Origin of the sequence: Rhodococcus sp. ABRD24 (genome assembly GCF_004328705.1) — a bacterium.
Taxonomy (GTDB): domain Bacteria; phylum Actinomycetota; class Actinomycetes; order Mycobacteriales; family Mycobacteriaceae; genus Prescottella.
Map to the genome: position 1 here is coordinate 3,733,008 of NZ_CP035319.1, position 25,194 is coordinate 3,758,201.

A 25,194-nucleotide genomic window follows, 5' to 3' on the forward strand; every position below is an offset into this window, starting at 1 on the left:
CATGGGACTGTCGGCGTCCGAGAACGAGCCGAGGGGCGGGCACGTGACGCGTGCCCGCCCCTCGGCTGGGGTGCTGTCGAGTTCAGCCGAGCTGGGAGACGACCCAGTCGATGCTCTTGGTCAGCTGGCTGATGTCCTCGGGGTCGATCGCCGGGAACATGCCGATCCGCAACTGGTTGCGGCCCAGCTTGCGGTACGGCTCGGTGTCGACGATGCCGTTGGCGCGCAGGATCTTCGCGACGGCTGCCGCGTCGACGTCATCGTTGAAGTCGATCGTGCCGACAACCTGCGAGCGGTATGCCGGATCGGCGACGAACGGCGTCGCGTACTCGGAGGCCTCGGCCCACGAGTACAGGCGGTCCGAGGAATCCTTGGTGCGCGCGGTGGTCCAGTCCAGACCGCCGTTCGAGTTCATCCACGCGATCTGGTTCTCGAACATCAGCAGCGTCGCGAGCGCCGGCGTGTTGTAGGTCTGGTCCTTGGTGGAGTTGTCGACCGCGATCGGCAGCGACAGGAAATCCGGGGTCCAGCGGCCCGAGTCCTTGATCTCGGCGACACGCGCGAGCGCGGCCGGGCTCATCAGCGCGATCCACAGGCCACCGTCGGCGGCGAAGCACTTCTGCGGCGCGAAGTAGTAGACGTCGGCGTCGGCGGCATTGACGGGCAGGCCGCCGGCACCCGAGGTGGCGTCGATCGCGATGAGCGCATTCTCCGAGCCGGCCGGGCGGGTCACCGGCACGGCGACACCCGTCGAGGTCTCGTTGTGCGCCCAGCCGATGAGGTCGACGGAGCCGTCGGCGACGATCGCCGGCGCGGTGCCCGGATCGCTCGAGACGACGATCGGGTCACCGATGAACGGGTTGTTCTTCGCGACCGACGCGAACTTCGACGAGAACTCGCCGTACGTGAAGTGCTGCGAACGCTCACGGATCAGGCCGAACGCGGCTGCGTCCCAGAACGCGGTGGAGCCGCCGTTGCCGAGCACGACCTCGTAGCCCTCGGGCAGCGAGAACAGATCGCGCAGACCTGCACGTACGCGGGCGACGACGTCCTTGACGGGCTTCTGCCGGTGGCTGGTGCCGAACACCGAGGCGCCGACGTCGACCAGGGACTGCAGCTGCTCGGGGCGGACCTTCGACGGTCCGCAACCGAAGCGGCCGTCCATGGGCTTGAGGTCGGCGGGGATGATCGGGGTGCTCATCGGTGCGAGGTGTCCTTCTCGGTTGTGGTGACGGGTCTAGCTGTGCGAGATCTGGTCCCAGCCCTCGACCGAGTCGGGGGTGCGGGGCTCGGGCCCGGTGTAGATCGCGGCAGGGCGGACGAGCTTGCCCAGACGCTTCTGCTCCATGATGTGTGCACACCAGCCGGCGGTGCGGCCGCACGTGAACATCGCGGGCATCATGTGCGCCGGAACCTCGGCGAAGTCGAGGATCACGGCAGCCCAGAACTCGACGTTGGTTTCGATCGCGCGGTCCGGCCGGCGCTCGCGCAGTTCGGCCAGCGCAGCCTGCTCGAGAGCGGCGGCAGCCTCGTAACGGGGGGCGTTGAGGCGCTTGGCCGTGGCGCGGAGCACGCGGGCGCGGGGGTCCTCGGCCCGGTACACCCGGTGACCGAAGCCCATCAGCTTGTCCTTGCGGTCAAGGATGCCCTTGACCAGCGCGCGGGCGTCGCCGGTGCGCTCGGTCTCCTCGATCATCGGCAGGACGCGGGCCGGGGCGCCGCCGTGCAGCGGGCCCGACATGGCGCCGATCGCGCCGGAGAGCGAAGCCGCGACGTCGGCGCCGGTGGAGGCGATGACGCGGGCGGTGAAGGTGGAGGCGTTCATGCCGTGCTCGGCGGCTGAGACCCAGTAGGCGTCGATGGCCTCGATGTGGGCCGGATCCGGGTCACCCTTCCACCTGGTCATGAAACGGGCCGTGACGGTGGAACATTCGTCGATGACCTTCTGCGGTACGGCGGGCTGGTAGATGCCGCGCGCCGACTGCGCCACATAGGACAGGGCCATGACGGAGGCGCGTGCGGCCTGCTCGCGGGCGGTCTCGTCGTCGATGTCGAGCAGCGGTTGGTAGCCCCAGATCGGCGCGAGCATTGCGAGGCCTGCCTGCACGTCGACGCGGACGTCGCCGGTGTGGATGGGCAGCGGGAACGGTTCGGCCGGGGGCAGCCCGGGGCCGAAACGGCCATCGACCAGCAGCGCCCACACGTTGCCGAACGTGACCCGGTTGCCCACCAGATCCTCGATGTCGACGCCGCGGTAACGCAGCGCGCCGCCGTCCTTGTCCGGTTCGGCGATGTCAGTGGTGAAGGCGACGACGCCTTCCAGGCCGCTGACGAAATCCTCGGGTACCGCAGCGCTAGGTGCCATTGCTCGTGGACTCTCCTCATCCGAGTGCCGCCCGATCAGAGCTGCACTGCCTCAGCCTTCAACTACAGCGACGCATGCGTGCATCGATGAGCAGCCGCACGGTTCGCGCAATCGACAACCCCCTGCCCTGCGGAATCGTTGCATGGATCCTCGCTTGGAACGGGCCTGGTTCTCAAACCTTAGCGGGTGTCACCGTGCGGCTGGCCAGCGCGTACCTGCGAGTAGCCTCTGGGCTTGTGTCATCAGATTCACAACGCCGGATTTCCCCGAAGTCCGACCTGTCCGCCATGCGGGTGAGTTATGGCGAGATCGGGCCGGAGCGTCCGATCGTCGAGCCCGATCTGGAGCCGTCCTGGCTGGACCAGGGCTGGTTACCGCTCGCCCGGCGGTGGGTGGAGGACGCGGTCGAGGTCGCACTGCCCGAGCCCAATGCCATGGTGCTGGGCACCGTCGACGCCGACGGACATCCGTGCACCCGGACCGTGTTGTGCAAGGGGATGGACGCCGACGGTGTGTTGTTCTTCACGAACTATGAGTCCGACAAGGGACGCCAGCTGACGGCCACACCGTACGCATCGGTGACCTTCACCTGGATTCCGCTGGCCCGCCAGATCACCGTCCGCGGCCCCGTGGAAAGAACCAGCGAGAAAACGACGTCCGATTATTGGAACGGCCGTCCCCGTGGATCCCAGCTGGGGGCGTGGGCGTCTCGGCAATCCCGGCCGGTGGATTCGCGCGCCGACCTCGAGGCGGCGCTGGTGCAAGCCGGTGAGCGATTCGGCGTCGACACCGACATTCCGGTGCCGGCGCACTGGGGCGGATTCCGGATCCGACCCGAGTCGGTGGAGTTCTGGCAGGGCCGGCCCAACCGGATGCACAACCGGATCCGGACCCGGCTCGTCGACGGCGGCTGGACCGTCGAGCGTCTCCAGCCATGATGCGGGGGCTACTCGCCGACACCACACCGCTGCGCAACCCCGACTTCCGACGGCTGTGGACCAGCGGCATCGTCACCGTGGTCGGTGGCCAGCTCACGGTCGTCGCGGTGCCGGTGCAGATCTACGCGATCACCGGCAACTCCGCGTACGTGGGCCTTGCCGGATTGTTCGGTCTGGTCCCGCTCGTACTGTTCGGGTTGTGGGGCGGCGCACTGGCCGACGTCATGGATCGGCGAAAGCTGATCATCATCACCACGTACGGCTTGATCGGCACGTCGGTGCTGTTGTGGCTGCAGGCCGCGTCCGGCGCGAACAACGTGTGGCTGTTGCTGTGCCTGTTCTCGCTGCAGCAGGTGTTCTTCGCGGTGAACTCACCCACCCGCAGCGCGATCATCCCGCGGCTGCTGCCGCTGAAGGATCTACCGGCCGCGAACTCGCTCAACATGACGGTGATGCAGTTCGGCGCCATCGCCGGACCATTGCTTGCCGGTGTCCTGATCCCGCATCTGGGCTTCGCGACGATCTACCTGCTGGACTCGATCGCGTTGCTCGCGACGCTGTGGGCCGTGATCAAGCTGCCCGCTCTGCCGCCGACCGGGGAAGCGCGCCGCGTGGGTCTACGGGTCCTCGGGGAGGGGTTCGCCTACCTGGCAACCCAGAAAGTGCTGTTGGCGTCGTTCGTGGTCGACATCATCGCGATGGTGTTCGGCATGCCCCGCGCGCTGTTCCCGGAAATCGCCGAGGACACCTTCGGAGACCCGAGTGGCGGCGGTCTCGCGTTGGGACTGCTGTTCGCGGCGATGTCGGCGGGCGCGGTGCTGGGCGGGGTCTTCTCCGGATGGCTGCCGCGGATCCGGTACCAGGGGCGGGCGGTGATCATCTGCATCGCGTTGTGGGGTGTGGCGATGATCGGGTTCGGCGTCGTCGTCGGTGTCGCGAATCCCGACAGCACGCCGATCCTGCTCTGGCTGGCCCTCGGCTTCCTCGCATTCGGCGGCGCGGTCGACATGGTCTCGGCGGCGCTGCGCTCCACGATGCTCCAGCAGGTCGCCACCGACGACATGCGCGGCCGTTTGCAGGGTGTGTTCATCGTCGTCGTGGCCGGCGGACCGCGGATCGGCGACGTCCTGCACGGCGGTGCAGCCTTCCTGTTCGGTACGGCCGTCGCGTCCGCCGGTGGCGGCATCCTGGTGGTGATCGGGGTGGTCGTCTCGATGCTCGCGTTCCCCGCGTTCATGCGGTACCGGGTCGGTCGGACGGGAAGGCCGGAGCATGTCTGAGCCACGGATCCTGGTGTGCGGCGAGGCGCTGGTCGATCTCGTGCCGACCGGTGACGCGCAGTTCGTGGCGCGTCTCGGCGGCGGACCGTACAATGTCGCGACCGCACTCGGACGCCTCGGCAGCGATGTCGGCCTCTGCTCCCGGGTCTCCACCGACCCGTTCGGCGAGCGGCTCGTCACAGCGCTCGCCGCGTCCGGCGTCGATGTTTCGCGGGTTCAGCGGGGTCCCGAGCCGACGACGCTCGCGGTCGCGGGGATCGGCCCGGACGGCGGCGCGCAGTACACGTTCTACTCAAGCGGCACCGCCGACCGGCTGGTCACCGATCCCGGATCGTTGCCGGACTCGGTGGCAGCGGTCTCCTTCGGCACCCTGTCGCTGGTGTTCGAGCCGGGTGCGAGTCTTTACGCGGATCTGTTGCGCCGCAGCCGCAGCGAGGGCCGGCTCACGATCGTCGACCCCAACATCCGTCCGGCCGTCTTTCCCGACGGCTACCGGCGGCGGTTCGCGAATCTGGTGCCGTCGATCGACATCGTCAAGGTCTCCGACGACGACGTCCAATGGTTGGGACAGGGTCCGGATGCCTCCACTCCCGCCCAGTGGCTCGAGGCCGGAGTCACCGCGGTGGTGACCACTGACGGGCCCCGGGGTCTGAGCGTGCGTACCCGTCGGATCCACGTGCAGGTGCCGGGATGTCGAGTTCCGGTGGCCGACACCATCGGCGCAGGTGACACGGTGCACGGCGCCCTGCTGCACTGGCTCGATCGCGAAGGACTCCTGGATTCGGAGTCGGTGGATTGCCTCGACGAAGGACAATGGCGGGACGCCCTGGAGTTCGCGGCCCGCGTGGCCGCGATCACCGTTTCCCGACCCGGGGCGGACCCTCCGTGGGCATCGGAGCTCACGGGCAGCTAGTTTCTACTTGAATGTTACGAAGTTACTCACTGGTCTGAGTTTGAGAGGGATCCTTCCGTGCCCGCTGAGAATGACAACAAACCCACACTCAGCTACCCCGGTGGCGAGCACACAATGTCCATCGCCAAGGCGACTGAAGGCAATGACGGCATCGAGCTGGGCAAGCTCCTTGCCAACACGGGTTACACGACGCTCGACCCGGGCTTCGTGAACACCGCGTCCACCAGTTCCGCTATTACCTACATCGACGGTGAACAGGGCATTCTGCGCTACCGCGGATACCCCATCGAGGAGCTCGCGCAGCGCTCGACGTTCATCGAGGTCAGCTACCTGCTGATCTACGGGGAGCTGCCCACCGACACCCAGCTCGAGACGTTCACGGACAAGATCCGTCGACACACGCTTCTGCACGAGGACCTCAAGCGGTTCTTCGACGGCTTCCCGCGTAACGCGCACCCGATGCCGGTGCTCTCGAGCGCCGTGAACGCGCTGTCCGCGTACTACCAGGACGCCCTGGACCCGGACGACCCGGAGCAGGTCGAGCTGTCGACGATCCGTCTTCTCGCGAAGCTGCCCACGATCGCGGCGTACGCGTACAAGAAGTCGGTCGGCCAGCCGTTCCTCTACCCGGACAACTCGCTGAGCCTGGTCGAGAACTTCCTGCGCATGACGTTCGGCTTCCCGGCCGAGCCGTACGAGGTCGATCCCGAGATCTCCAAGGCACTCGACATGCTGCTGATCCTGCACGCCGACCACGAGCAGAACTGCTCGACGTCGACGGTCCGCATGGTCGGCTCGTCGGACGCCAACCTGTTCACCTCCGTCTCCGCCGGCATCAACGCGCTGTGGGGCCCGCTGCACGGCGGCGCCAACCAGGCCGTCCTCGAGATGCTCGACGAGATCAAGGCGAACGGCGGCGACGCCAAGGAGTTCGTCCGCAAGGTCAAGAACAAGGAAGACGGCGTGAAGCTCATGGGCTTCGGGCACCGCGTCTACCGCAACTACGACCCGCGCGCGGCGATCGTCAAGGAGACGGCGCACTCGATCCTCAGCAAGCTCGGCGGAGATGACAAGCTGCTCGAGATTGCGATGACCCTCGAGGAGACGGCACTCACCGACGATTACTTCGTCGAGCGCAAGCTGTACCCGAACGTCGACTTCTACACGGGTCTGATCTACCGCGCGATGGGCTTCCCGACGCGCATGTTCACGGTGCTGTTCGCACTCGGCCGTTTGCCCGGCTGGATCGCGCACTGGCGTGAGATGCACGAGGATCCGGCCACCAAGATCGGCCGCCCGCGTCAGATCTACACCGGCTACACCCAGCGTGGCTACGTGGACCTGTCGGGTCGCTGACCGGCCCTTCCCGAATTCGACTGATCGGATTACCCCAGCATGAGCACCAAGCCCGAGATCGATTTCCAGGAGGGCCCCGCGCCCACCGAACTCGTCATCAAGGACATCACTGTCGGTGACGGCGCCGAGGCAACCCCCGGTGCCAAGGTCGAGGTGCACTACCTCGGCGTCGAGTTCGACTCCGGCGAGGAGTTCGATTCCTCGTGGGGCCGTGGCGAATCCATCACCTTCCCGCTGCAGGGCCTCATCGCCGGCTGGCAGGAGGGCATCCCGGGGATGAAGGTGGGCGGCCGTCGTCAGCTGACCATCCCGCCGGAGCTTGCGTACGGTCCGGCAGGTAGCGGTCATGAGCTGTCGGGCAAGACCCTGGTGTTCGTCATCGACCTGCTCGATGTCGTCGTGCCGCCGAAGCCGCCGGTCATCGAGCCCGCCGAGGGCCAGGCCCCCACCGAGCTTGTGGTCGAGGACGTCACGGTCGGTGACGGTGCCGAGGCGCAGCCGGGCGCAGTCGTCGACGTCCATTACCACGGTGTCGAGTACGACACGAACGAGGTGTTCGACTCGTCGTTCGTGCGCGGTGAGTCCGTGACGTTCCCGCTGGGCCGACTCATTCCCGGTTGGCAGGAAGGCATCCCGGGCATGAAGGTCGGTGGGCGCCGTAAGCTCACGGTTCCGCCGGAGCTCGCATACGGTCCGGCCGGTGCCGGCCATCGGCTGTCTCGCAAGACCCTGGTCTTCATCATCGACCTGCTGGGCACCCAGTAAGCTTGTAGCGCTACAGCACTCAGGCCCCGCACCGAACTTCGGTGCGGGGCCTGAGTCGTCCGCGGGTCAGGACCGGCGGATCCGCCGTTGTTCACGCGGTGAACCGGACCTGCGGTGAGCGGTGCGAGACCTGCTCGGGGAATTCCCTTGGCGCTCAGTCCTGGACGGCCGCGATGGCTTCGACCTCGACGAGCTGGTCGTCGTAGCCGAGGACGGTGACCCCGATCAGCGTGCTGGGCACATCGTGGTCACCGAATGCGTCGCGCACGACCTCCCACGCGGTCACAAGGTCGGCCTGGTTGGTCGAGGCGACCAGCACGCGGGTGCTGATGACGTCCGTGATGCTCGCGCCGGCTTCGCCGAGTGCGGTGTTCATGTTCTCGATGCACTTCGCGGCCTGCACGGCGAAATCGCCTACACCAGCGGTGGAGCCGTCGATGTTCAGGGGACACGAGCCTGCCAGGAAAATCAGGCGTGCGTCCGCTGGAGCGGTCGCGGCGTAGGCGTACTCCGCAGCCGAGGAGAGCGAGTTGGAATGGATGAGGGTGACTGCCTTCGGCACGATTCTCTTTCTCGTTTCTTGGCGGTGGGTTTGAACCGTTCCAGCCTCTCACAGCGGCACCCGGTGACGTCTACGTGCTACTGGGGTGCCTCCGCTGGTACTGCGGGGTGGATGTTCGAGATCGGTGCGCGCATAGGCCCGCTCCTCGCCACTTACATCTGAAGAATCGCCGCCACCCATCTCGAAGGTCACATCGACCGGCGAGTGATCGTCAGGTGGGCACGCGCCGATTGCGTAACTTGAGCAGCCCCTGGTGCAGGAGAGATAGCAGAAAGGCGACTATCAAGAACCCGATCAGGAAGGCGCTGTCCCTGGGGGGAACCGCAACGAACCACACAAGAGCACCGAGCGCCACCAGCAGCAGCACCCAACCAGTTCCTCTGATCCAAGGCTCGCGGTTCGGTCTTCGAATCCAGTTCATTGCAGCGGCCGCGACGACATATGCCAACGCGGCTAGCGCCACGCCTACCACGACCATCATGACTAGCTCCCGGTACCAGGCTCGATGCAGTTTCCATCAGAGTAGGGTCCAATCTCCGGGATTCCAACCTCAATGGGGAAAGGCGACGCTGGCAGCAATGGAATTCCGCCGAAAGCCGGCACCGACCTTGAAATTGACGCACCTGTCAATTGCCTACGCGACAGCCGAAATTGCCATGCAGGTCCGGCCCGCACGGTCGCGGGGTGCGGTATCAGGTGATCGACTTTTCCGCCCGGCGCCATGAAGTCGCGTTTCGGGCCTGTCCGAGTACGTTCCGCGGAAACAGGGTAGGCGGTGTTGTCGAGCGCATCGCCGCTGCCCGCTGATCCGCAGACAGGGAACTTCGCACAAACATAGAACTGCTCCCCGACAGCCGGAACTGAATTTCTCAGTCCAGCTTCCGGGGAGCAGTTCAGAAGCTCTTCCTCAGCGTGGTGAAATTACCGCGGGGTGTTCATCGAGTCCGCGAGCATCGGCCAGGAGTCACGCAGATCGTCGCGCCAGTAGCCCCACGAGTGGGTGCCGGCCGGCTTGAAGTTGAACTGCGCCTGTCCACCCATGCCGTTCGCGTTGACCGCGTTGAACAGTCGGTGGGTGCACTCGTTGGTCGCTGCCTCGATGAGTCCACCGACGATCACCTGGTTGGCCAGCGTCGGAATGTTGCCGTTGATGCCCTGGGCGTTGAGGGTGTCGTGCGGGCCGGGCAGACCGGAGGCGTTGGAAACGTACAGACGGGGGCCGTTCTTGAGCTTTCCGATGTTGATGATCGGATCGTGTGCGATCCAGTCCGGGCTGCCGACGGGGCCCCACATGTTCTCGGCATCGGCCGACCCGCGGGCCGCGATGACGATCTGGATGTAGGTCTGACCGACCGGAGTCGCGGTGTCGGCGCAACCGCTGTACGCGCCGACGGCCTTGTAGAGGTCGGGCTTCGCGAGCGCGAGGTTGAACACCGAGGTGCCCGACGTCGAGATGCCCGCGAGGGTGTTGACCCCGGTGGTGCCGAGCGCGGAGTTGATGACCGGCGGCAGTTCCTTCGTCAGGAAGGTCTCCCACTTGTTGACGCCGTGCAGTGCCTCGTCCGGCTTCTGCCAGTCGGTGTAGTAGGTGAACGCGCCCTGCATCGGGGTGACGACGTTGACCTGCTTGCCGGCGAAGAATTCGCCGATGTTGGCCTGTCGCTGCCACGACGCGGAATCCTCGCCGCCGCCGGCACCGTTGAGCAGGTACAGGGTGGGGGCGGGCTTGGAGGTGTCCGCCGGTCGGATCACCTCGAGCGGGATGTCCCTGCCCATCGACTCGGAACGAACGACGAGCGACATCTTGTTGCCAGCACCGGCTTTGGCGGACACGAGCTTGGTTCCGCCGTTCGCCTTCGCGGAGGCGGTGACCTTCGCGGCGTCGTTCTGCGCCGGTGTTCCCGCGGCGGCTACGCCGGCCCCGAAGAAGACCGGAACTGCGGCGACCGCCGCCGCCGTGGCGCCGATCAACGCTTTGAGTCGGCGGGACTTACTGGTTACACGCATGCTTACTCGCCTTCGGTGGTCGGCCGAGGAGCGGGTCTAGATTCCTCGGTGTTGCTGGTGTGTATATCACTTTCGGTATCGGACGCACGTCCGGTTTTGCTACCGGTTGCCCGAAAATTCTCGATTCGTTCTTCTGACCGCATCGCTTCGAACCTCAGACCATGTCGTTCTTCTGGAGCCAACGTAAGGTCGGCCAGCCACAGAAGACCGGCAGCCAGCAGGTCAGGACGCGGTACAGCAATACGGACGGTACCGCTATGGCGACCGGGAGTCCGAACGCGGTCAGGCCGCCGATGAGTGCCGCCTCCACCGCACCGACACCGCCCGGTGTCGGAGCAGCCGACGCGAGGGTGCCACCGATCATCGTGACGATCGTTACCGTGATGAACGTGGTACCGCCGCCGAATGCCCCCACGCTCGCCCACAGCGCCAGTGCCGCGCCGAGGGTGGTGGCCGCGCTACCGAGCACGATCAGTAGGAACCGGCCGGGGTTGCGGGCCAGCTGTCCGAGCGCGCCGATCACCTCGGTGAGCTGAGGGCGGACCTCGTTGCGCAGCCAGCGGCGAGCCTTCGGGATGAACATGAACGTGCCGAGCGCCCCCAGTGCGACGCCTGCGATCAGATACAGAATGGTGGTCTTCGGCACGAAGTGCGACAGGTCAGCTTCGCGGCCGGCGGCGACGCTGAACAAGATCAATAGCGCGATGTGGGTGACAACCTGCACCGTCTGCTGCAGCGCGACGGCTGCCGTTGCGCGTACCGCGCCGAGGCCGCCCTTCTGCAGGAATCGCACACTCAGCGCGAGACCGCCGACCCCGGCGGGGGTCGTGGTCGCGGCGAACGTGTTCGCCACCTGCATGATCAGCAGGTGCCGGTAGCGGACCAGCTCGGAAGCGCATGCCCACAGCGATGCGGCCGCTCCGACGTAGGTCAGGGCCGACACCGCCAGCCCGGCGAGCGCCCACCACCAGTTCGCCGTCTTCAGCTCTGTGAGGAAGGTCGGAACCTGGGTGATGAACGGGTACGCGACGTAGACCAGGCCGATCAGAAGCACCAGTTGGATGATCTGGTTGCGGGTGAAACGGGTGACCTGCTCGGGGGCGATCTTGTCGATATCGGTCTGGCGGCTCACCTCGTCGCGGATCGCCGAGAGCAGCTCGGACGAGTTCGGTACCGACTTGCGCAGCCGCGACGGCATTGCAGACTTGCTCACGCGGCGGGACGCGGCGAGGATCCGGTCGCGGCCGCGCGCCGAAAGTGCCGCCGCGACTGCCGGCTCCACGCCGAACAGCGACGCGGTCGTCAGCAGCAGCTGCGCGTTGTCGGATTGGACCTGGGACTCGGCCAGGCCGAGTTCGGCGTAGGAGAAGCCGTCGAACAAGGCGTGGCCGTCGTCGATCCGGATGTCGGCGGCCCGGAGGTCCCCGTGGGTGATCTGGTGGTCGTGCAGGTCGCCGAGGGATGACCAGACCATCGCCAGCAGGGCCTCGCGCGGGCCCGAATTGTCGGTAGCGAGGGTGGCGAGCGGTGCGCCGCGGGACATCGGATGGGCATACAGCTCCCACCCGCGGTCCAAGGTGGCCACCACGGTCGGTTTCGACGCCGCCAGCCCCAGATCGGAGATTGCGATCCCCATCAGCGCCCGATGCTCGACGGCGCGCCCGAGTGAGACATGTGCCAGGGCACTCTCGCTGCTGCGGAGTCTCAGCCAGCGCGAGACCTGCCGGATCACTCCGCGGCTACGCTGGTTCTGCCCGTACAACTCGACGACCAGATCTGGTTCGTCGTCCCGGGTGGCAACCAGCACGAGTGGGCCGATGCCGGCCGGGGTGATCACTCGGAACGCGGTGATCCGGTGACCGATTCGTTGCAGGGTCTCCACGGCTGATTCCAGCGGTACCTCCAGCGCCGGCGTCCCCACCACCAGCACGATCACCGCTCCGGTCAGGTAGCCTGCGGCGAGCCCGAGCATGGTCCGCGCCGGCACGATCGAGCTGACGACCAGGTGGATCGGGGCGAATGCGAGCAGCAGTGCCCACCACAGGCGCCTCCACCGTTTCGGCAGCCACGGCCCGGACACGGTGAGGACCGCGGCCAGCATCGCGATCCAGCGTGGGTCGTCGAGGAATTGGGACAGAAACGTGTCGACGCGATCCGAGACGTCGAGGTGCCACCGCGGCGCGGCCAGCCCGGACCCGGTGAACGAGAGCGCCACACCCGCGATCAGCCCGGCGGCGGCATAGCCGGCCAGTAGCTTCCAGCGGCGGCCGATGATGAGCTGGATCAGGATTGCGAACGGCAGCGCCAGGATCGCGATGCCGTACAGCAGGTACACGGTGTCGGACACGCTCGGCGACAGGATTCCGACGATGTCGGACACGGACGTTTCGAGGGCGTCCCACTCGCTACGGGTGATCACCGATCCGGCGATCACCGCGCCCAGGAAGACGCCGGCGAATACGACCCGCAGGATGTCGCTGGTGCGCCGAGCCAACGGCTGCAGCAGGCTGCCGGTGACCGGGATCTCTCGTCCGTCAACTCGCAAGGGTCACCACCAGACGCGCGCCGCCGAGCGGGCTGTCCTCGAATCGTGCCGTGCCGCCGTGTAGCTGGGCCTGCTGGGCGACGAGGGCCAGGCCGAGGCCCGATCCTCCTTCCGCTGCGTCACTGCCGCGGCGGAATCTCTCGAACACCTCGGATCGTTCGTCCTCGGGAATGCCGGAGCCGTCGTCGTCGACAGTGACCGTGACGGTTCCGTCGGGTGCGCGGTGGGCGCCGATCGCGACGTGCCGGGCGCCGCCGTGGCGGACGGCGTTGGTGACGGCGTTGTCGAGCGCCAGTCGCAGGCCTGCCGGCAGGCCACGGATGACGAGGCTTGGCGCGGCATCGACGGTGACTCGCACGCCCGGATGCTGGCGCTGTGCGTCCTCGGCGATGAGGTCGCACAATTCGGCCAGATCGGTGTCGACATGGTCGCGTTCGCTGGACAGCTCACCGGATGCGAGCCGTTCGAGCGCGGTGAGCGTGGCCTCCACGCGGCCCTGCGTGCGGATGAGGTCGGCGAGAATCTCGGCGCGCTGCTCGGCGGGCAGCTCGTGGGCGGTGAGTACCTCGAGGTCGGTGCGCATCGCGGTGAGAGGGGTCCGCAGTTCGTGGGCGGACGCAGCCGCGAAGTCGCGAGCGGTGTCGAGCGCCGCGGTGGTGCGTGCTTGCGCGTCGGAGACGTCCTGCAGCATCGCCCCCACGGCGGCCGCCAGCTCGTCGGCTTCGCGTACCCCGGACGCGGCCGGGGCGAGGTCGCGGTCTCGCCGGCCGACCCGATGGGTGAGCTCGACGAGCGGACGTACCGCGCGGCCACCGAACACCCAGCCCAGTGCCCCGGCCGCTGCGACGGCGAGCAGGCCGACGATCGCCACCTGTTGCTGTTGATCGGTTGTGGGATCCTTCGCCTCGGCGAGCGGAACTGCTACGGAGACAAGTAAATCGGAGTTCGGTCCGATCGCCGCGGTGAATGCGCGAAATGGGGTGCCACTGATGTCCACGGTATTCGAGCCGGGCTCCAGCGTGGGTAGCCGGCTCGGGGTACTCGCGACCACATTGTCGCCGGCCCGGATGGTGATCGCGAACGCACCGCGGTCACCGAGGACGCCCAGGAAGGGTGCCGCAGCGCGGGCGTTGACGGCGAACACCTGCGACGCGGTCTCCAGCCGGCGGTCCAACTGCTGCAGGTTGTTCCGCGCGATCGCCAGCGCCAGGTAGACGCCCACGGCCGCGACGATGATGGTCGCGCCCAGCGCGGTGGCCGCGGCGACGCGCGCCCGCAGCGAATGGGGCCGGCTCACGGCGTCTCCCGCAGCACGAAGCCCACGCCGCGCACGGTGTGCAGCAGGCGAGGGGCGCCGTCGGCCTCGAACTTGCGGCGCAGGTAGCCGACGAAGACATCGACCACGTTGGTGTCCGCGACGAAGTCGTAGCCCCACACCAGATCCAGCAGGCGCTCGCGGCTGAGCACCACGCCCGCATTGCGAGCGAGCACCTCGAGTAGTTCGAATTCCCTTTTGGTGAGTGGGATCTCGCGGTCGTGAAGCCGGACACGCCGGCCTGCGAGGTCCATCGACAGCGGGCCGACGACGAGCGGGGCGTCCGCGGGCGGGCTGGGCGGGCCGGTTGTGCGGCGGCGGAGCATCGCCCGGATCCGCGCCACGAGTTCGGCGAGCACGAACGGTTTCACCAGATAGTCGTCGGCACCGGACTCGAGGCCCGCGATCCGGTCGCCGACGGAACTGCGGGCGCTGAGCACACAGATCGGAATGTCGTTGCCCATCGTGCGCAGGGCTGTTACCACCCCGGGTCCGTCGAGGACGGGCATGTTCATGTCGAGCACGAGGGCATCGGGCTCGGCGTCGGCGATCACCCGCAGCGCGGCCGAGCCGTCCGTGGCAGTGAGCACGGTGAATCCGGACAGGCGAAGGCCGCGTTCGAGGGAGACGAGCACGTCCTCGTCGTCGTCGACGACCAGGACGGTTGCGGATGCGGTCACCTGAGCATTGTGCCTGGCGCCTCGTGACCGGTGGCCGGAAGCTGGCCGGTCAGGCGAGGTGTGGCGGTGCAGGCGACGACGGGAGCGGTGGGTGAGAACCGGCCGGGTCCGGCGATCTCCTCGAGCGCCATGATCTCGAATCCGGCGATGTCGAGCGCTTCCACCGTGCGGCGATCCGACCGGCAACCGCCAGCGAAGTGCCGGTTGAGTGGGCTGATCGCGGACTGGGCGAGCGCCCGCAGCCCCGTTCCCCGCACGTGTTCGGCGAGCACCAATCGCCCGCCGGGCCGCAGAACCCGCCGGATCTCCGAGAGCGCTCGCGGCACGTCGCGAACCGAGCACAACACGAGGAAGCAGACGACGATGTCGACGCTGTGGTCGTCGACCGGCAACTGCTCGGCGACGCCGGCGGCAATCTGCGCGGATACCGGTGCCGCGTCCACGGCGTGAACCAGTTGTCGGCGCATCACCGCATGGCCCGATCCGGGGAGCCGGCGGCGGTCCGGTCGATGAGGATGTCAGCGACCGTGACGAACACGTCGAGGTTCTCGCGGGGGATGCCGTCGAGCAGGGTGCGGGCGGTGAGGTGGCGTAGCTGCCGGATCCGTTCGGCCACCCCGCGCCCACTGCCGGTGAGCGTCACGATGTGTGCTCGCCGATCGGTAGGGTGCGGTTCGCGCATGAGATGCCCCGACTCTTCGAGGGCGTCGACGAGTGCCGTGACCTGACGGGTGCTGCACCGCAGCGCGGCCGCCAGCTCGCGCTGCGTCATCGGCGGACGCTCGGCCACGCAGAACAGGGCTCGAGTGCGCGCCGTGGTGAGCCCGAACTCTCGGGCGCCGTCCGCCATGGATGCGGACAGTTGTTCCGCGAGTACGAATGCGCGATCCAGCGCAGCATGTCTGTCCAGGGCCTCCGTCATGGAAATGATGCTAGTTCATTATGAACAGTATTCACTAGTTTTGAATTGTTCATCGGTTGGGATGGCCGCCAGCTCGCCGTGCGCACATCGGCAAGTCGATCCGACTTCGAAACTTGACTCTCGATTCGGAACGACCTGTACTGACGGGATGCGACGAGCGACCGGCACCCGAGCGGACGAGATTCACGCACGCCTGCGCGCCGACGTCAGCACGCGGGTACTCCGGGAGGTGCTGCCGCGGCTCGTTACGACGGTGTCCGCGTGATCGGTCTGGGTGAACTCGAGTCCGCGGTGATGGCTGTGCTGTGGAGCGCGGACGAGCCGTTGCGGGTGCGAGATGTGATGGGCCGGCTCGACCCGGCTCGACCGCTCGCGTACACCACTGTGATGACCGTGCTCGACAATCTGCATACGAAGGGCATGGTGTCGCGCAACCGCGTCAGTCGCGCGTACCGGTACCAGGCCGCGCAAAGTCGTGAGGAGACAGCGGCTTCGCTCCTCCGTCAGGTGCTCGACGCCAGTGGCGACGCCGAGCAGGTCATGCTCCATTTCGCCAACTCCGCGACCGAGGACGAGTCGAGGATCCTGCGCCGAGCCGCCCGGCGGACGCAGTCCCGGCGCCGCGGAGACGCCCGATGATCGTTGCGTCCGGACTCCTGATCGCTGCGTTCGTCCTCGGTTTCCTTGCCCCGCAATGGCTGAACCTCCTCGCGGTGCCTCGGCGACACCCCCGCGTCGCACTCGCCGCCTGGATCGGATCCCAGGTGATGTTCGTCCTGGCTCTCTCCGCGGTGCCGTTCGCCCTCTGGCTGCGGCCCGGACACCAGTGGAACATCGTTCCGCCCGCCGCAGTTTCGTGTGTCCGGGCGATTCGGGACGGCGGTGTGTGGCCGTGGTTTCCCTTGGTCGAGGTGGCTGTGTGGGTAGGTGGCCTCGTCTTCGTGGCCCGGATCGCAGCGGTGGTCGGGAGCACCCTGGTCCGGCACCGCCGCACCACCGACTCGCATGCCGCGGTGTTGCGGATAGTGGGGCGACGCGACTCGGCCGAGGCCGGCGATGTGTTCCAGCTTCCGGGGGAGGGGTTTGCCGCGTACAGCATCGGCGGCCGTACGCCGGCGATCGCGCTCGGGGACGGCGTGGTGGCGCTCGATCCGGTCGAGCGCGAGGCGGTCCTGGCGCATGAGCGGGCCCACCTGCGTGGGCGCCATCACCTGCTGGTGGCGTGGGCGGACGGCTTCCGAGCTGCATTGCCGTTCGTTCCGTTGTCGCGAGTGGGCGCGAATTGGGTCCGGATTCTGGTGGAGTTGTCCGCCGACCGGCACGCGGCGCAGTCGTGCGGTCCGGCGGCGGTCTGCGCGGCCCTGGAGAACTGGTCCGGTGGCCGGTCGACTGGACAGTTCGTCGAGGACCGGGTCACGTGGCTGTCCGGGCAGCGGGCGCCGCGCCGCGCCGCGCGGATGCTGCACTATCCGTTCGCGCTGACGCTGTCGGTGCTACCTGTCTTCGTGGCCGTTTCGGCAGTGGCGACCGCTCTCGTTGCCTACTGTGCGGCGCTCGGCGGCTGAGCGGACGCCTCCGCGGGGCTGGGCAGCGCGCACTCCGATCCGCACGGCCGTCGACGCCAGCGCAGCACGACGGCGCCGGTCAGCAGCGCGAGCGACAGTATCGCGAGAACCGGCTGGAGCGGAGCCCAGAATCCCAGCGCCCCGCTGGTGCCGATGGCGAGCAGGACGATCTTGTTGCAGACCGGGCATCCGACCGCGAACACCGTCAGCATCACCCCGGCCAGGGGGCCGGTTGCGCGAGTCTCCGGGGCGCGCGGCCTGATCCCGAACCACACCGCGGTAAGTGTGACGGTCGCGGCGAGAACGGGGTATTCCCACCAGCGCACCGGGATCTCGCGGCCGAACCACGGCGTGTCGATTATGTCTGTCGGCACCCCTACTGCGAGCAGTGTCACTGCGCCGGCGCCGATTGCCCGGGGCAAACGCACTACAGCAGAGCTCTTTTCGGACATCGAGCCGGGGACCTCTCGTCGTCGGACGGCCTTGAACTACTAAAGGAGATAGTAGTTGTATGTACTATCACCGATAGTAGTTGGGGGCACGCGAGGTTCCCGGGTGGAATATGGAGGACGCATGGCATCCAGCGGAAAACTGTTCGGAGCGCGGCGAGACATGTGGTTGCTCGGCGTGCTCGGGGCGGCCGCCCTGCTCTTGGCGGGGCTCCTGATCTTCGACCGTGTGCAGGGTGACGACGAGGTGGCCGGCGCGAGCGCGACCTCGGCCGAGACCGAACCGGGTATCGGTCCGGTGGGGGACGTGGCGCGCCGAGTCGACGGTGATCCCTTGGCCCGCGGGTCCGTCGATGCGCCGGTCGTGCTGGTCGAGTACTCGGACTATCGGTGCCCGTTCTGTGCGAAGTTCAGTCGGGACACCGAGCCGGAGCTCGTCGACAAGTACGTCGATGCCGGTGTGCTGAGGATCGAGTGGCGGGACCTGCCGATCTTCGGAGAAGAGTCGATGGTCGCTGCGCGGGCCGGACGGGCCGCCGCGGCGCAGGGCAAGTTCTGGGAATTCAACTCGGCGCTCTACGCTGCGTCGCCAGACCGCGGCCACCCGAACCTGGATGCCGCTGCATTGCGCGGGTTCGCCGAGAAGGCCGGGGTGCCGGACCTGGCTCGGTTCGAGCGTGATGCGGCGGACGCTGCAGTCGATGCGGACATTGCCGGGGACGTGCTCGAGGCCAACATGATCGGGGTGTCCAGTACCCCGTCGTTCGTGATCGACGGATACCCGATTCTCGGCGCCCAGCCGCTCGCGGTGTTCGAGCAATTGATCGAGAAGACCGGTGGGCGGGTGCAGTGACCGACATCGGGCTGCTCGGTGCACTTCTGGGGGGACTGCTCTCGCTGGTGAGTCCGTGCTCGGCGCTGCTGCTGCCGTCCTTCTTCGCGTACGCATTCGACGGTGCCGGACGCCTCGCTGCCCGGACCGCTGTGTTCTACGCCGGACTCGCGGTGGTCCTGATTCCACTCGGGGCGGGACTGGGCGCGATGGGATCGATGCTGACACAGCATCGTGAGGCGGTGACGACGGTGAGCGGCGTCATCCTGATCGTGCTCGGCGGCGCCACCGTTCTCGGCCGCGGGTTTGCCTTCGCGCCCGCACAGCGCGCCGCCGGATCCGTTCGCGTCTCGGGTGCGCTGTCGGTGTTTGCGCTCGGCGCGGTGTACGGGTTCGCGGGCTTCTGTTCGGGTCCGCTGCTCGGCAGTGTCTTGACCATCGCGGTCGCTGGTGGCGGCGCGGGATACGGCGGGCTGCTGATGGCGGTCTATGCGCTGGGAATGACGATCCCGCTCTTCGTGCTAGCGCTGCTGTGGGATCGTTTCGAGCTCGGCAGCCGCACATGGTTGCGCGGCCGGCCGGTGACGGTGGGCAAGTTCCGCACCCATACGACGTCGTTGGTCTCGGGCCTGCTGTTCATCGCGATCGGTGTGCTGTTCCTCATCACCGATGGCACCGCGAATCTCGGAGGCGTGATGGGCGTCGACGAGCAATTCTCGCTGCAGGTCAGGCTGAGCGACTGGGCGCGATATGTGCCCGATGTGGGGATTCTGCTTGCCGTTGTCCTGTTCCTCTTCGCCATCGTTGCGATTCGGATCGTCCGTCGACGCCGCGCCGAGGCGGGCGATCCGGCGACGGTGGACGCCGGGCAGGAGCGCGACTGATTACCGTAGTGGTGTGCGCTATCGATACGAGAGACGACAGTGACCGAATCGCTCGTGTGGTTCCGGCGTGACCTGCGCCTGGCGGATCTGCCGACGCTCGGCGCCGCCGGGCATCGGGCGCTGGGCCTGTTCGTCCTCGACGATCGACTGCTCGGGCCCGCGGGTGGTGCGCGACGGGACTTTCTCTACCGCAGCCTGTCTGCGCTCGACGAGCAACTGGACGGACGCCTGCTGGTGGTTCGGGGAGATCCCGCCGATGTGGTGCCCTCGGTCGCGAGAAGTATTGCCGCCGAGGCGGTGCACGTCAGTGCCGACTACGGACCGTTCGGCCGAGCTCGTGACGCGGCAGTGGCCGAGCGGGTGGACCTCGTCGCCACCGGCTCGCCGTACGCGATCGCACCGGGCCGGGTCACCAAGGACGACGGCACTCCCTACAAGGTGTTCACTCCGTGGTTCAAGCGTTGGCTCGACCACGGCTGGCGGGGCCCCGCGCAGACCGGACCGGGCTCCGTCGGATGGCTCGATCCCGACGATGTCGACATTCCGGGACGAGTCGCGATCCCCGCACCAGGTGCTCCGGGTCTTGCGGCCGGAGAGACTGCCGCACTGGCTCGCTGGCGCGAGTTCTGTGAGACCGACCTGGCCCGCTACGACGACGAACGCGACCGCCCCGACCTGGATACCACGAGTCGGATGTCGACGTATCTCAAGTACGGCAACATCCACCCCCGCACGATGCTCGCGGACCTCGCGCGCAAGCGCAGCCGCGGAGCCGAGCAGTATCGGCGTCAGCTCGCGTGGCGGGACTTCTACGCGGACATACTCTTCCAACGGCCGGACAGTGCCCACGGCAACTACGATCACAAGTTCGACGCGATCCGCTATGACGTCGGCCCGGACGCCGACGCTCTGTTCGACGCGTGGTGCGCGGGACGCACAGGCTATCCGGTGGTCGATGCGGGCATGCGTCAGCTCGCGGCGGAGGGTTGGATGCACAATCGGGTGCGGATGATCGTCGCGTCGTTCCTCGTCAAGGATCTGCACCTGCCGTGGTGGCGCGGGGCCCGGTACTTCATGACGCATCTGGTGGACGGCGATCTGGCGTCGAATCAGCACGGCTGGCAGTGGACGGCCGGTTCCGGTACCGACGCGGCGCCGTACTTCCGGGTGTTCAACCCGACGTCGCAGGGGGAGAAGTTCGACCCCACCGGCGATTATGTCCGGCGGTGGGTGCCGGAGCTGCGAGGTGTCGCCGGCAAGGCCGTGCACTCGCTGAGCGCGGGCCGGCCCGAAGGCTATCCGGAGCCGATCGTCGACCATGCAGACGAGCGTCGCGAAGCCCTCGCGCGCTACGGCGAGCTGGGCAGATGAGGAGACCGGCGACCGGGTGATCGCTACCGGGTGGTTCCCGGAGCGCCGCAGTCTTCTCACTGAGTGGACACCCCCACTTCCGGAGCCAGTGGCTCCGGTATAGCGTCGAGCGGCCCCTCGACGGAAGGATTCACGGTGTCCGAAACCACCCATCCCGATGTGCTCGCACCGGCCCAGCTCGGTCCGATCACGTTGCGCAACCGCATCATCAAGTCGGCCACGTTCGAGGGGCGCACGCCGAAGGCACTCGTTACCGACGAACTCATCGAGTTCCACCGCCGGCCCGCGGCGGGTGGAGTCGGCATGTCGACGGTCGCGTACTGCGCGGTAGCCCCGGAAGGTCGCACCGAGCGCGGCCAGCTGTGGATGCGACCGGAGGTGGTCCCGGGTCTACGCAGACTCACCGACGCGATCCACGCCGAGGGGGCCGCGGCGTCGGCGCAGATCGGGCACGCCGGTCCCGTCGCGAACGGTAAGTCCAACGGGGTGCCTGCGCTGGCGCCGTCGGCGTCGTTCAGCCCGTTGAGCCTGCAGAAGATCCACCGGGCGACGACCGCCGACATCGCCCGGATCACCGAGGGTCACGCGAACGCGGCACGGCATGCGATCGAGGGTGGGTTCGACGCCGTCGAGATCCACTTCGGGCACAACTACTTCGCGAGCTCGTTCCTGAGCCCCAAACTGAACAGGCGCAAGGACAACTACGGCGGGTCGCTCGAGAACCGCGCCCGGATCGTGCGGGAGACCGCCCGCGCGGTCCGCGACGCCGTCGGCGATCGGATCGCGATTCTCGCGAAGTTGAACATGGACGACGGCGTGCCGGGCGGTTTCTGGGTGGACGAGGCGATCCAGGTGGCCCAGTGGCTCGAGGCCGACGGCAGTCTCGACGCGTTGGAGCTCACGATGGGCAGCTCGCTGCTGAACCCCATGTACCTGTTCAAGGGGGATGCCCCGATCCGCGACTTCGCCGCCGCAATGCCCCAGCCGATCAGGCTCGGCGTGCAGCTGGTGGGCAAGGCGTTCATCAAGGAATACCCGTACCGGGACCTGTTCATGCTCGAGCATGCTCGCCAGATCCGCGCTGCGGTCAAACTGCCACTCGTGCTGCTCGGCGGTGTCACCGACAGGGCCGGCATGGACACCGCGATGGCGGAAGGCTTCGAGTTCGTTGCCATGGCAAGGGCATTGCTCCGCGAGCCTGATCTGGTGAACCGCATCGCCGCCGAGTCGAAGACCCGGTCACTGTGCATCCACTGCAACAAGTGCATGCCGACGATCTTCTCCGGCGCGCGTTGCGTGCTGGTCGATCCCGTCCCAGTTCGGCGTAGCAGTTCGGACTCGTAGCTGACTGGCGCTACACGCAGTCCCACGCGAATTCGACACCCGCCCGGACGTCCGCGGCCCACTCGTCCCACGCAGTGTTCCGCGTTGAGCGGGCCGCGACCGCGCACAGCGCATCGGTTGCGGCCTGCACAATCCGGAGGACGAGATGGTGCAGATATCCACCGACCGCGGCAAGCTGGTCGTAGTCGGTTTCGTCGGGTGAGCCGAGCAGGCATCGAATACTCAAGGGCCCGCCGTCGCGGCTGGTATCGGCGCCCCGCCCGACTGCGTCGAGCAGTGTCGCCACTTCCTCGTTGGGCATCGGCCAGATCGGTGAGTTCTGTTCCGCTGCAGTAGGTATCGATGACGGCAATGTCGCCGGGAGCTGGAGGTCGACTCCGCCGGTGGCGGCGACGGCGGATAGTTCGGCGCGTGCGCGTGCGGCGGTGTCGACCAGCTGTGAGGCCACCTGTGGTCCGTCCGGTGACTCGAGCGCGGTGAGGACCTCGAGCCGCTCCACGGCCGAGCCGAGGAGCGTCCACGCGGTCGACATGCGTGCAGTCTCGACGAGCCGAGTCGCGTCGAGCAGTGTCGCCAGAATCTCCTCGAACTGAGCAATGCTCGCGATCAGGTGCATCCCGGGACCGTCGGTCCAGTTCGGGTCCAGGGCGTGGCGACCGCGCTCGCGGCGGCGTAGTTCGGCGATGTGCGGCTCGAGGCAGGCCTGGACTGTGACCACGACCTCGCGCATGAACGCGGCCTGGTTCGACAGCTCGATTCCCTCGATCTCGTGGAGGTAACGACGTCGCGGGCAGTTCGCAACGAACTCGCGAAGCAGGTCGTGAACGGAGGGTGTGACTACAGCAGGCAAAACTCCTCCTCGCCGAATCGGGAGACTGTCGTTGACGTTCGGGGCCGACGGCCCATGGGAAGGAAAGTTATCGGAACGTGACCGTTATCGTCAAGTGCGACATATGCCCTGAGCTGCAGTTTCGGTAGATATCGGGCAGTGATCGGGCACGGATGATCGTGGATGGTTCGGAGATGCCCGCAACTCGTCGGAATCGGCAGAACCGGTCGAAACGAGGAAGGCTCCGCTCCCTGGCGGGTGCGGAGCCTCGGAGCCTCGGAGCCTTCTTCGGGCCGTGGCAGGTTATCCGCGCAACAGTCGCTCGAAGTCGTCGAGCACCGAGGGGTCTTCGATGGTCGACGGCACGGCGTACTCGTCGTTGTCAGCGATCTGCCGCATCGTCTTGCGCAGGATCTTGCCCGAGCGTGTCTTCGGCAGGGCCTGCACGACGGTCACGTCACGGAACGTGGCTACCGCACCGATCTGTTCGCGGACCATCGCGACCAATTCCTTGCGTAGTACCTCGTCGTCGATCTCGATGCCGGCCTTGAGGACTACGTACCCGCTGGGGCGCTGGCCTTTGAGCTCGTCGTGGATGCCGATGACCGCGCATTCCGCGACGGCCGGGTGTCCGGCGACGACGGCCTCCATGCTGCCGGTCGAAAGCCGGTGCCCGGCAACATTGATGACGTCGTCGCTGCGGCCCAGGACGAACACATAGCCGTCCTCGTCGATGTAGCCGGAGTCGCCGGTGAGGTAGTAACCGTCGAACGTCGACAGATACGACTTGACGTATCGATCCTCGTCGCGCCACAGCCCGGCCAGCGTGCCCGGTGGCAGTGGCAAGGCGATCACGATGTTGCCCTCGGTGCCGGCGCCGACGGGCGCGCCCTCGCCGTCGACTATGCCCACCCGGTAGCCCGGTACGGGGACGGTGGGGGAGCCGGCCTTGATCGGCATCGGTTCGAGCCCGCGCATGTTTGCACAGATCGCCCACCCGGTTTCGGTCTGCCACCAGTGGTCGATCACCGGGACGCCCAACTTCTCGGTGGCCCACACGTAGGTATCGGGGTCGAGGCGCTCGCCGGCGGCGAACAGCGTCACCATCGACGAGATGTCGTACTTGGCAAGCTCATCCGCGTCCGGGTCGGCCTTGCGGATCGCACGGATCGCGGTGGGCGCGGTGAACAGCGCGGAGACCTGATGGTCCTGGATGACCCGCCAGAACGCGCCGGCGTCCGGGGTGCCGACGGGTTTGCCCTCGTACATCACCGTGGTGGCGCCCGCGAGCAGCGGCGCGTAGACGATGTACGAGTGGCCGACGACCCAGCCGACGTCAGACGCGGTCCACATGACCTGGCCGGGGCCGATGTCGTAGATGTTGCGCATCGACCACGTGAGCGAGACGGCGTGACCGCCGTTGTCGCGGACGACCCCCTTGGGCTTTCCGGTGGTACCCGAGGTGTAGAGGATGTAGAGCGGATCGGTGGCGGCGACGGAGACCGGCGCGGCATCGGTTGCGTCGGCAGCCAGTTCGTCCCAGTCGAACCAGGCGGCGCCGCGGTCCCGGTAGTCGGCCGCGGAACCTGGGATGTTCTCGCGGTTCTTGACGATCACGGTGTGCGGCGGGTGCGCCGACAGCTCGAGTGCCTGATCGACCATCGGCAGGTACTCGATCGTGCGTCCGGGCTCGAGGCCCCCTGACGCGGTGACCAGTAAGACGGGCTGGGCGTCGTCGATGCGGGTCGCGAGTTCCTTGGCCGCGAAGCCGCCGAAGACCACCGAGTGGACGGCGCCGATCCGCGCGCACGCGAGCATCGCGATCGCCGCCTCAGGGATCATCGGCATGTAGATCACGACACGATCGCCGGCGACGACGCCCAGCTCAGCGAGTACGCCCGCGAAGCGAGCCACTGCGGCAAGCAGCTCGGAGTACGTGTACGTCCGCTTCGCGGGCACCATTGCGGAGTCGTAGATCAGCGCAGCCTGGTCACCGCGACCGTCCCGGACGTGCCGGTCGAGTGCGTTGAAGCACGTGTTGAGGGCGGCGTCGGGGAACCAGCGGTAGAAGGGCACGTTCGAGTCGTCGAGCGCACGGGTGGGTGCGGTGTCCCACTCGACGGCGTCGGCGGCAGCAAGCCAGAACTTCTCCGGCTGGTCCACGCTCTCTCGGAACGCGGTGGAGTAGGCCTCGGCGTCCGTGCCGGTCGCATGCTCGGAAGAGCTCATCGATTCGTGTCCTCTCGGTAACTGACCACGCATCTGTGATGCG

Annotated in this window: 24 protein-coding genes and 1 pseudogene; 12 read left to right on the forward strand and 13 right to left on the reverse strand. The window is 67.4% G+C overall.

Annotated elements, in window-relative coordinates:
• Nucleotides 1-82: 82 nt before the first annotated feature.
• Both serC and ERC79_RS16570 read right to left on the reverse strand, forming a co-directional pair.
• Nucleotides 83-1,201 carry a phosphoserine transaminase gene (serC, locus tag ERC79_RS16565; RefSeq protein WP_131579530.1) on the reverse strand — a complete coding sequence of 373 codons (1,119 nt, stop codon included), beginning with the start codon at nt 1,199-1,201 and terminating at the stop codon, nt 83-85.
• Between the two features lie 36 nt (nt 1,202-1,237).
• Nucleotides 1,238-2,365: a citrate synthase 2 gene (locus ERC79_RS16570; RefSeq protein WP_131579531.1), complete on the reverse strand. Its 1,128-nt coding sequence runs from the start codon at nt 2,363-2,365 to the stop codon at nt 1,238-1,240.
• Nucleotides 2,366-2,652: 287 nt separating this feature from the next.
• On the opposite strand from ERC79_RS16570, the gene pdxH reads away from it, so the two are divergent.
• The 6 genes and pseudogenes from pdxH to ERC79_RS23575 all read left to right on the forward strand — a co-directional run bounded on the left by pdxH (nt 2,653) and on the right by ERC79_RS23575 (nt 7,617).
• The gene (gene pdxH, locus ERC79_RS16575) at nt 2,653-3,303 is read left to right on the forward strand and encodes a pyridoxamine 5'-phosphate oxidase (protein ID WP_131581240.1); all 651 of its coding nucleotides are present in this window, start codon (nt 2,653-2,655) and stop codon (nt 3,301-3,303) included.
• Nucleotides 3,303-4,583: an MFS transporter gene (locus ERC79_RS16580; RefSeq protein ID WP_131581242.1), complete on the forward strand. Its 1,281-nt coding sequence runs from the start codon at nt 3,303-3,305 to the stop codon at nt 4,581-4,583. Before pdxH ends, ERC79_RS16580 begins: the two co-directional genes overlap by 1 nt.
• On the forward strand, nt 4,576-5,496 hold the full coding sequence (locus ERC79_RS16585) for a carbohydrate kinase (RefSeq protein WP_131579532.1): 921 nt from the start codon (nt 4,576-4,578) through the stop codon (nt 5,494-5,496). The genes ERC79_RS16580 and ERC79_RS16585 overlap by 8 nt, the downstream gene beginning before the upstream one ends.
• A gap of 57 nt (nt 5,497-5,553) precedes the next feature.
• A complete protein-coding gene (locus tag ERC79_RS16590; protein ID WP_131579533.1) occupies nt 5,554-6,852 on the forward strand; it encodes a citrate synthase in 1,299 nt (432 codons plus the stop codon).
• A gap of 39 nt (nt 6,853-6,891) precedes the next feature.
• Nucleotides 6,892-7,242: pseudogene (locus tag ERC79_RS23570) on the forward strand (FKBP-type peptidyl-prolyl cis-trans isomerase); the annotation flags it as partial.
• Nucleotides 7,243-7,251: 9 nt separating this feature from the next.
• Nucleotides 7,252-7,617: an FKBP-type peptidyl-prolyl cis-trans isomerase gene (locus ERC79_RS23575; protein WP_242676900.1), complete on the forward strand. Its 366-nt coding sequence runs from the start codon at nt 7,252-7,254 to the stop codon at nt 7,615-7,617.
• A 154-nt stretch (nt 7,618-7,771) separates the two neighbouring features.
• Here ERC79_RS23575 and ERC79_RS16600 read toward each other — a convergent pair whose 3' ends face one another.
• The 8 genes from ERC79_RS16600 to ERC79_RS16635 all read right to left on the reverse strand — a co-directional run bounded on the left by ERC79_RS16600 (nt 7,772) and on the right by ERC79_RS16635 (nt 15,648).
• Entirely contained in the window at nt 7,772-8,179 is a 408-nt protein-coding gene (locus tag ERC79_RS16600; protein ID WP_131579535.1) for a Rid family hydrolase, read from the reverse strand.
• A 211-nt stretch (nt 8,180-8,390) separates the two neighbouring features.
• Complete coding sequence (locus ERC79_RS16605; protein ID WP_131579536.1) at nt 8,391-8,660, reverse strand: hypothetical protein; 270 nt, start codon at nt 8,658-8,660, stop codon at nt 8,391-8,393.
• A gap of 440 nt (nt 8,661-9,100) precedes the next feature.
• Entirely contained in the window at nt 9,101-10,186 is a 1,086-nt protein-coding gene (locus ERC79_RS16610; RefSeq protein WP_131579537.1) for an alpha/beta hydrolase family protein, read from the reverse strand.
• A gap of 154 nt (nt 10,187-10,340) precedes the next feature.
• Nucleotides 10,341-12,731 (reverse strand): lysylphosphatidylglycerol synthase transmembrane domain-containing protein, encoded by a 2,391-nt coding sequence (locus tag ERC79_RS16615; protein ID WP_131579538.1) that lies wholly within the window; start codon nt 12,729-12,731, stop codon nt 10,341-10,343.
• Nucleotides 12,721-14,028: a HAMP domain-containing sensor histidine kinase gene (locus ERC79_RS16620; protein ID WP_131579539.1), complete on the reverse strand. Its 1,308-nt coding sequence runs from the start codon at nt 14,026-14,028 to the stop codon at nt 12,721-12,723. Before ERC79_RS16620 ends, ERC79_RS16615 begins: the two co-directional genes overlap by 11 nt.
• Nucleotides 14,025-14,726 (reverse strand): response regulator transcription factor, encoded by a 702-nt coding sequence (locus ERC79_RS16625; RefSeq protein WP_131579540.1) that lies wholly within the window; start codon nt 14,724-14,726, stop codon nt 14,025-14,027. Before ERC79_RS16625 ends, ERC79_RS16620 begins: the two co-directional genes overlap by 4 nt.
• Nucleotides 14,723-15,193 carry a class I SAM-dependent methyltransferase gene (locus ERC79_RS16630; RefSeq protein ID WP_131579541.1) on the reverse strand — a complete coding sequence of 157 codons (471 nt, stop codon included), beginning with the start codon at nt 15,191-15,193 and terminating at the stop codon, nt 14,723-14,725. The genes ERC79_RS16625 and ERC79_RS16630 overlap by 4 nt, the downstream gene beginning before the upstream one ends.
• Nucleotides 15,193-15,648 carry a MarR family transcriptional regulator gene (locus ERC79_RS16635; RefSeq protein ID WP_131579542.1) on the reverse strand — a complete coding sequence of 152 codons (456 nt, stop codon included), beginning with the start codon at nt 15,646-15,648 and terminating at the stop codon, nt 15,193-15,195. Before ERC79_RS16635 ends, ERC79_RS16630 begins: the two co-directional genes overlap by 1 nt.
• A 294-nt stretch (nt 15,649-15,942) precedes the next feature.
• Here ERC79_RS16635 and ERC79_RS16640 point away from each other — a divergent pair, with 294 nt between their 5' ends.
• Together ERC79_RS16640 and ERC79_RS16645 are read left to right on the forward strand one after the other, a co-directional pair.
• Nucleotides 15,943-16,287, forward strand: a complete 345-nt coding sequence (locus tag ERC79_RS16640) for a BlaI/MecI/CopY family transcriptional regulator (RefSeq protein ID WP_242676901.1) — start codon at nt 15,943-15,945, stop codon at nt 16,285-16,287.
• A complete protein-coding gene (locus tag ERC79_RS16645; RefSeq protein WP_131579544.1) occupies nt 16,284-17,213 on the forward strand; it encodes a M56 family metallopeptidase in 930 nt (309 codons plus the stop codon). The genes ERC79_RS16640 and ERC79_RS16645 overlap by 4 nt, the downstream gene beginning before the upstream one ends.
• Here ERC79_RS16645 and ERC79_RS16650 read toward each other — a convergent pair.
• Complete coding sequence (locus tag ERC79_RS16650; RefSeq protein ID WP_242676605.1) at nt 17,189-17,641, reverse strand: hypothetical protein; 453 nt, start codon at nt 17,639-17,641, stop codon at nt 17,189-17,191. The two genes, ERC79_RS16645 and ERC79_RS16650, sit on opposite strands and share 25 nt — an antisense overlap.
• 145 nt (nt 17,642-17,786) lie before the next feature.
• On the opposite strand from ERC79_RS16650, the gene ERC79_RS16655 reads away from it, so the two are divergent.
• The 4 genes from ERC79_RS16655 to ERC79_RS16670 all read left to right on the forward strand — a co-directional run bounded on the left by ERC79_RS16655 (nt 17,787) and on the right by ERC79_RS16670 (nt 22,093).
• On the forward strand, nt 17,787-18,515 hold the full coding sequence (locus tag ERC79_RS16655) for a thioredoxin domain-containing protein (protein WP_131579546.1): 729 nt from the start codon (nt 17,787-17,789) through the stop codon (nt 18,513-18,515).
• Nucleotides 18,512-19,378, forward strand: coding sequence for a cytochrome c biogenesis CcdA family protein (locus ERC79_RS16660; protein WP_131579547.1), 867 nt, complete (start codon nt 18,512-18,514; stop codon nt 19,376-19,378). The genes ERC79_RS16655 and ERC79_RS16660 overlap by 4 nt, the downstream gene beginning before the upstream one ends.
• Nucleotides 19,379-19,417: 39 nt before the next feature.
• A complete protein-coding gene (locus ERC79_RS16665; RefSeq protein WP_131579548.1) occupies nt 19,418-20,749 on the forward strand; it encodes a deoxyribodipyrimidine photo-lyase in 1,332 nt (443 codons plus the stop codon).
• Between the two features lie 135 nt (nt 20,750-20,884).
• Complete coding sequence (locus ERC79_RS16670) at nt 20,885-22,093, forward strand: NADH:flavin oxidoreductase (RefSeq protein WP_131579549.1); 1,209 nt, start codon at nt 20,885-20,887, stop codon at nt 22,091-22,093.
• Nucleotides 22,094-22,103: 10 nt separating this feature from the next.
• Here the strand turns inward: ERC79_RS16670 and ERC79_RS16675 are convergent, their stop codons facing one another.
• Complete coding sequence (locus ERC79_RS16675; RefSeq protein ID WP_131579550.1) at nt 22,104-22,943, reverse strand: hypothetical protein; 840 nt, start codon at nt 22,941-22,943, stop codon at nt 22,104-22,106.
• Nucleotides 22,944-23,225: 282 nt separating this feature from the next.
• Nucleotides 23,226-25,151 (reverse strand): propionyl-CoA synthetase, encoded by a 1,926-nt coding sequence (locus ERC79_RS16680; RefSeq protein ID WP_131579551.1) that lies wholly within the window; start codon nt 25,149-25,151, stop codon nt 23,226-23,228.
• Nucleotides 25,152-25,194 lie beyond the last annotated feature (43 nt).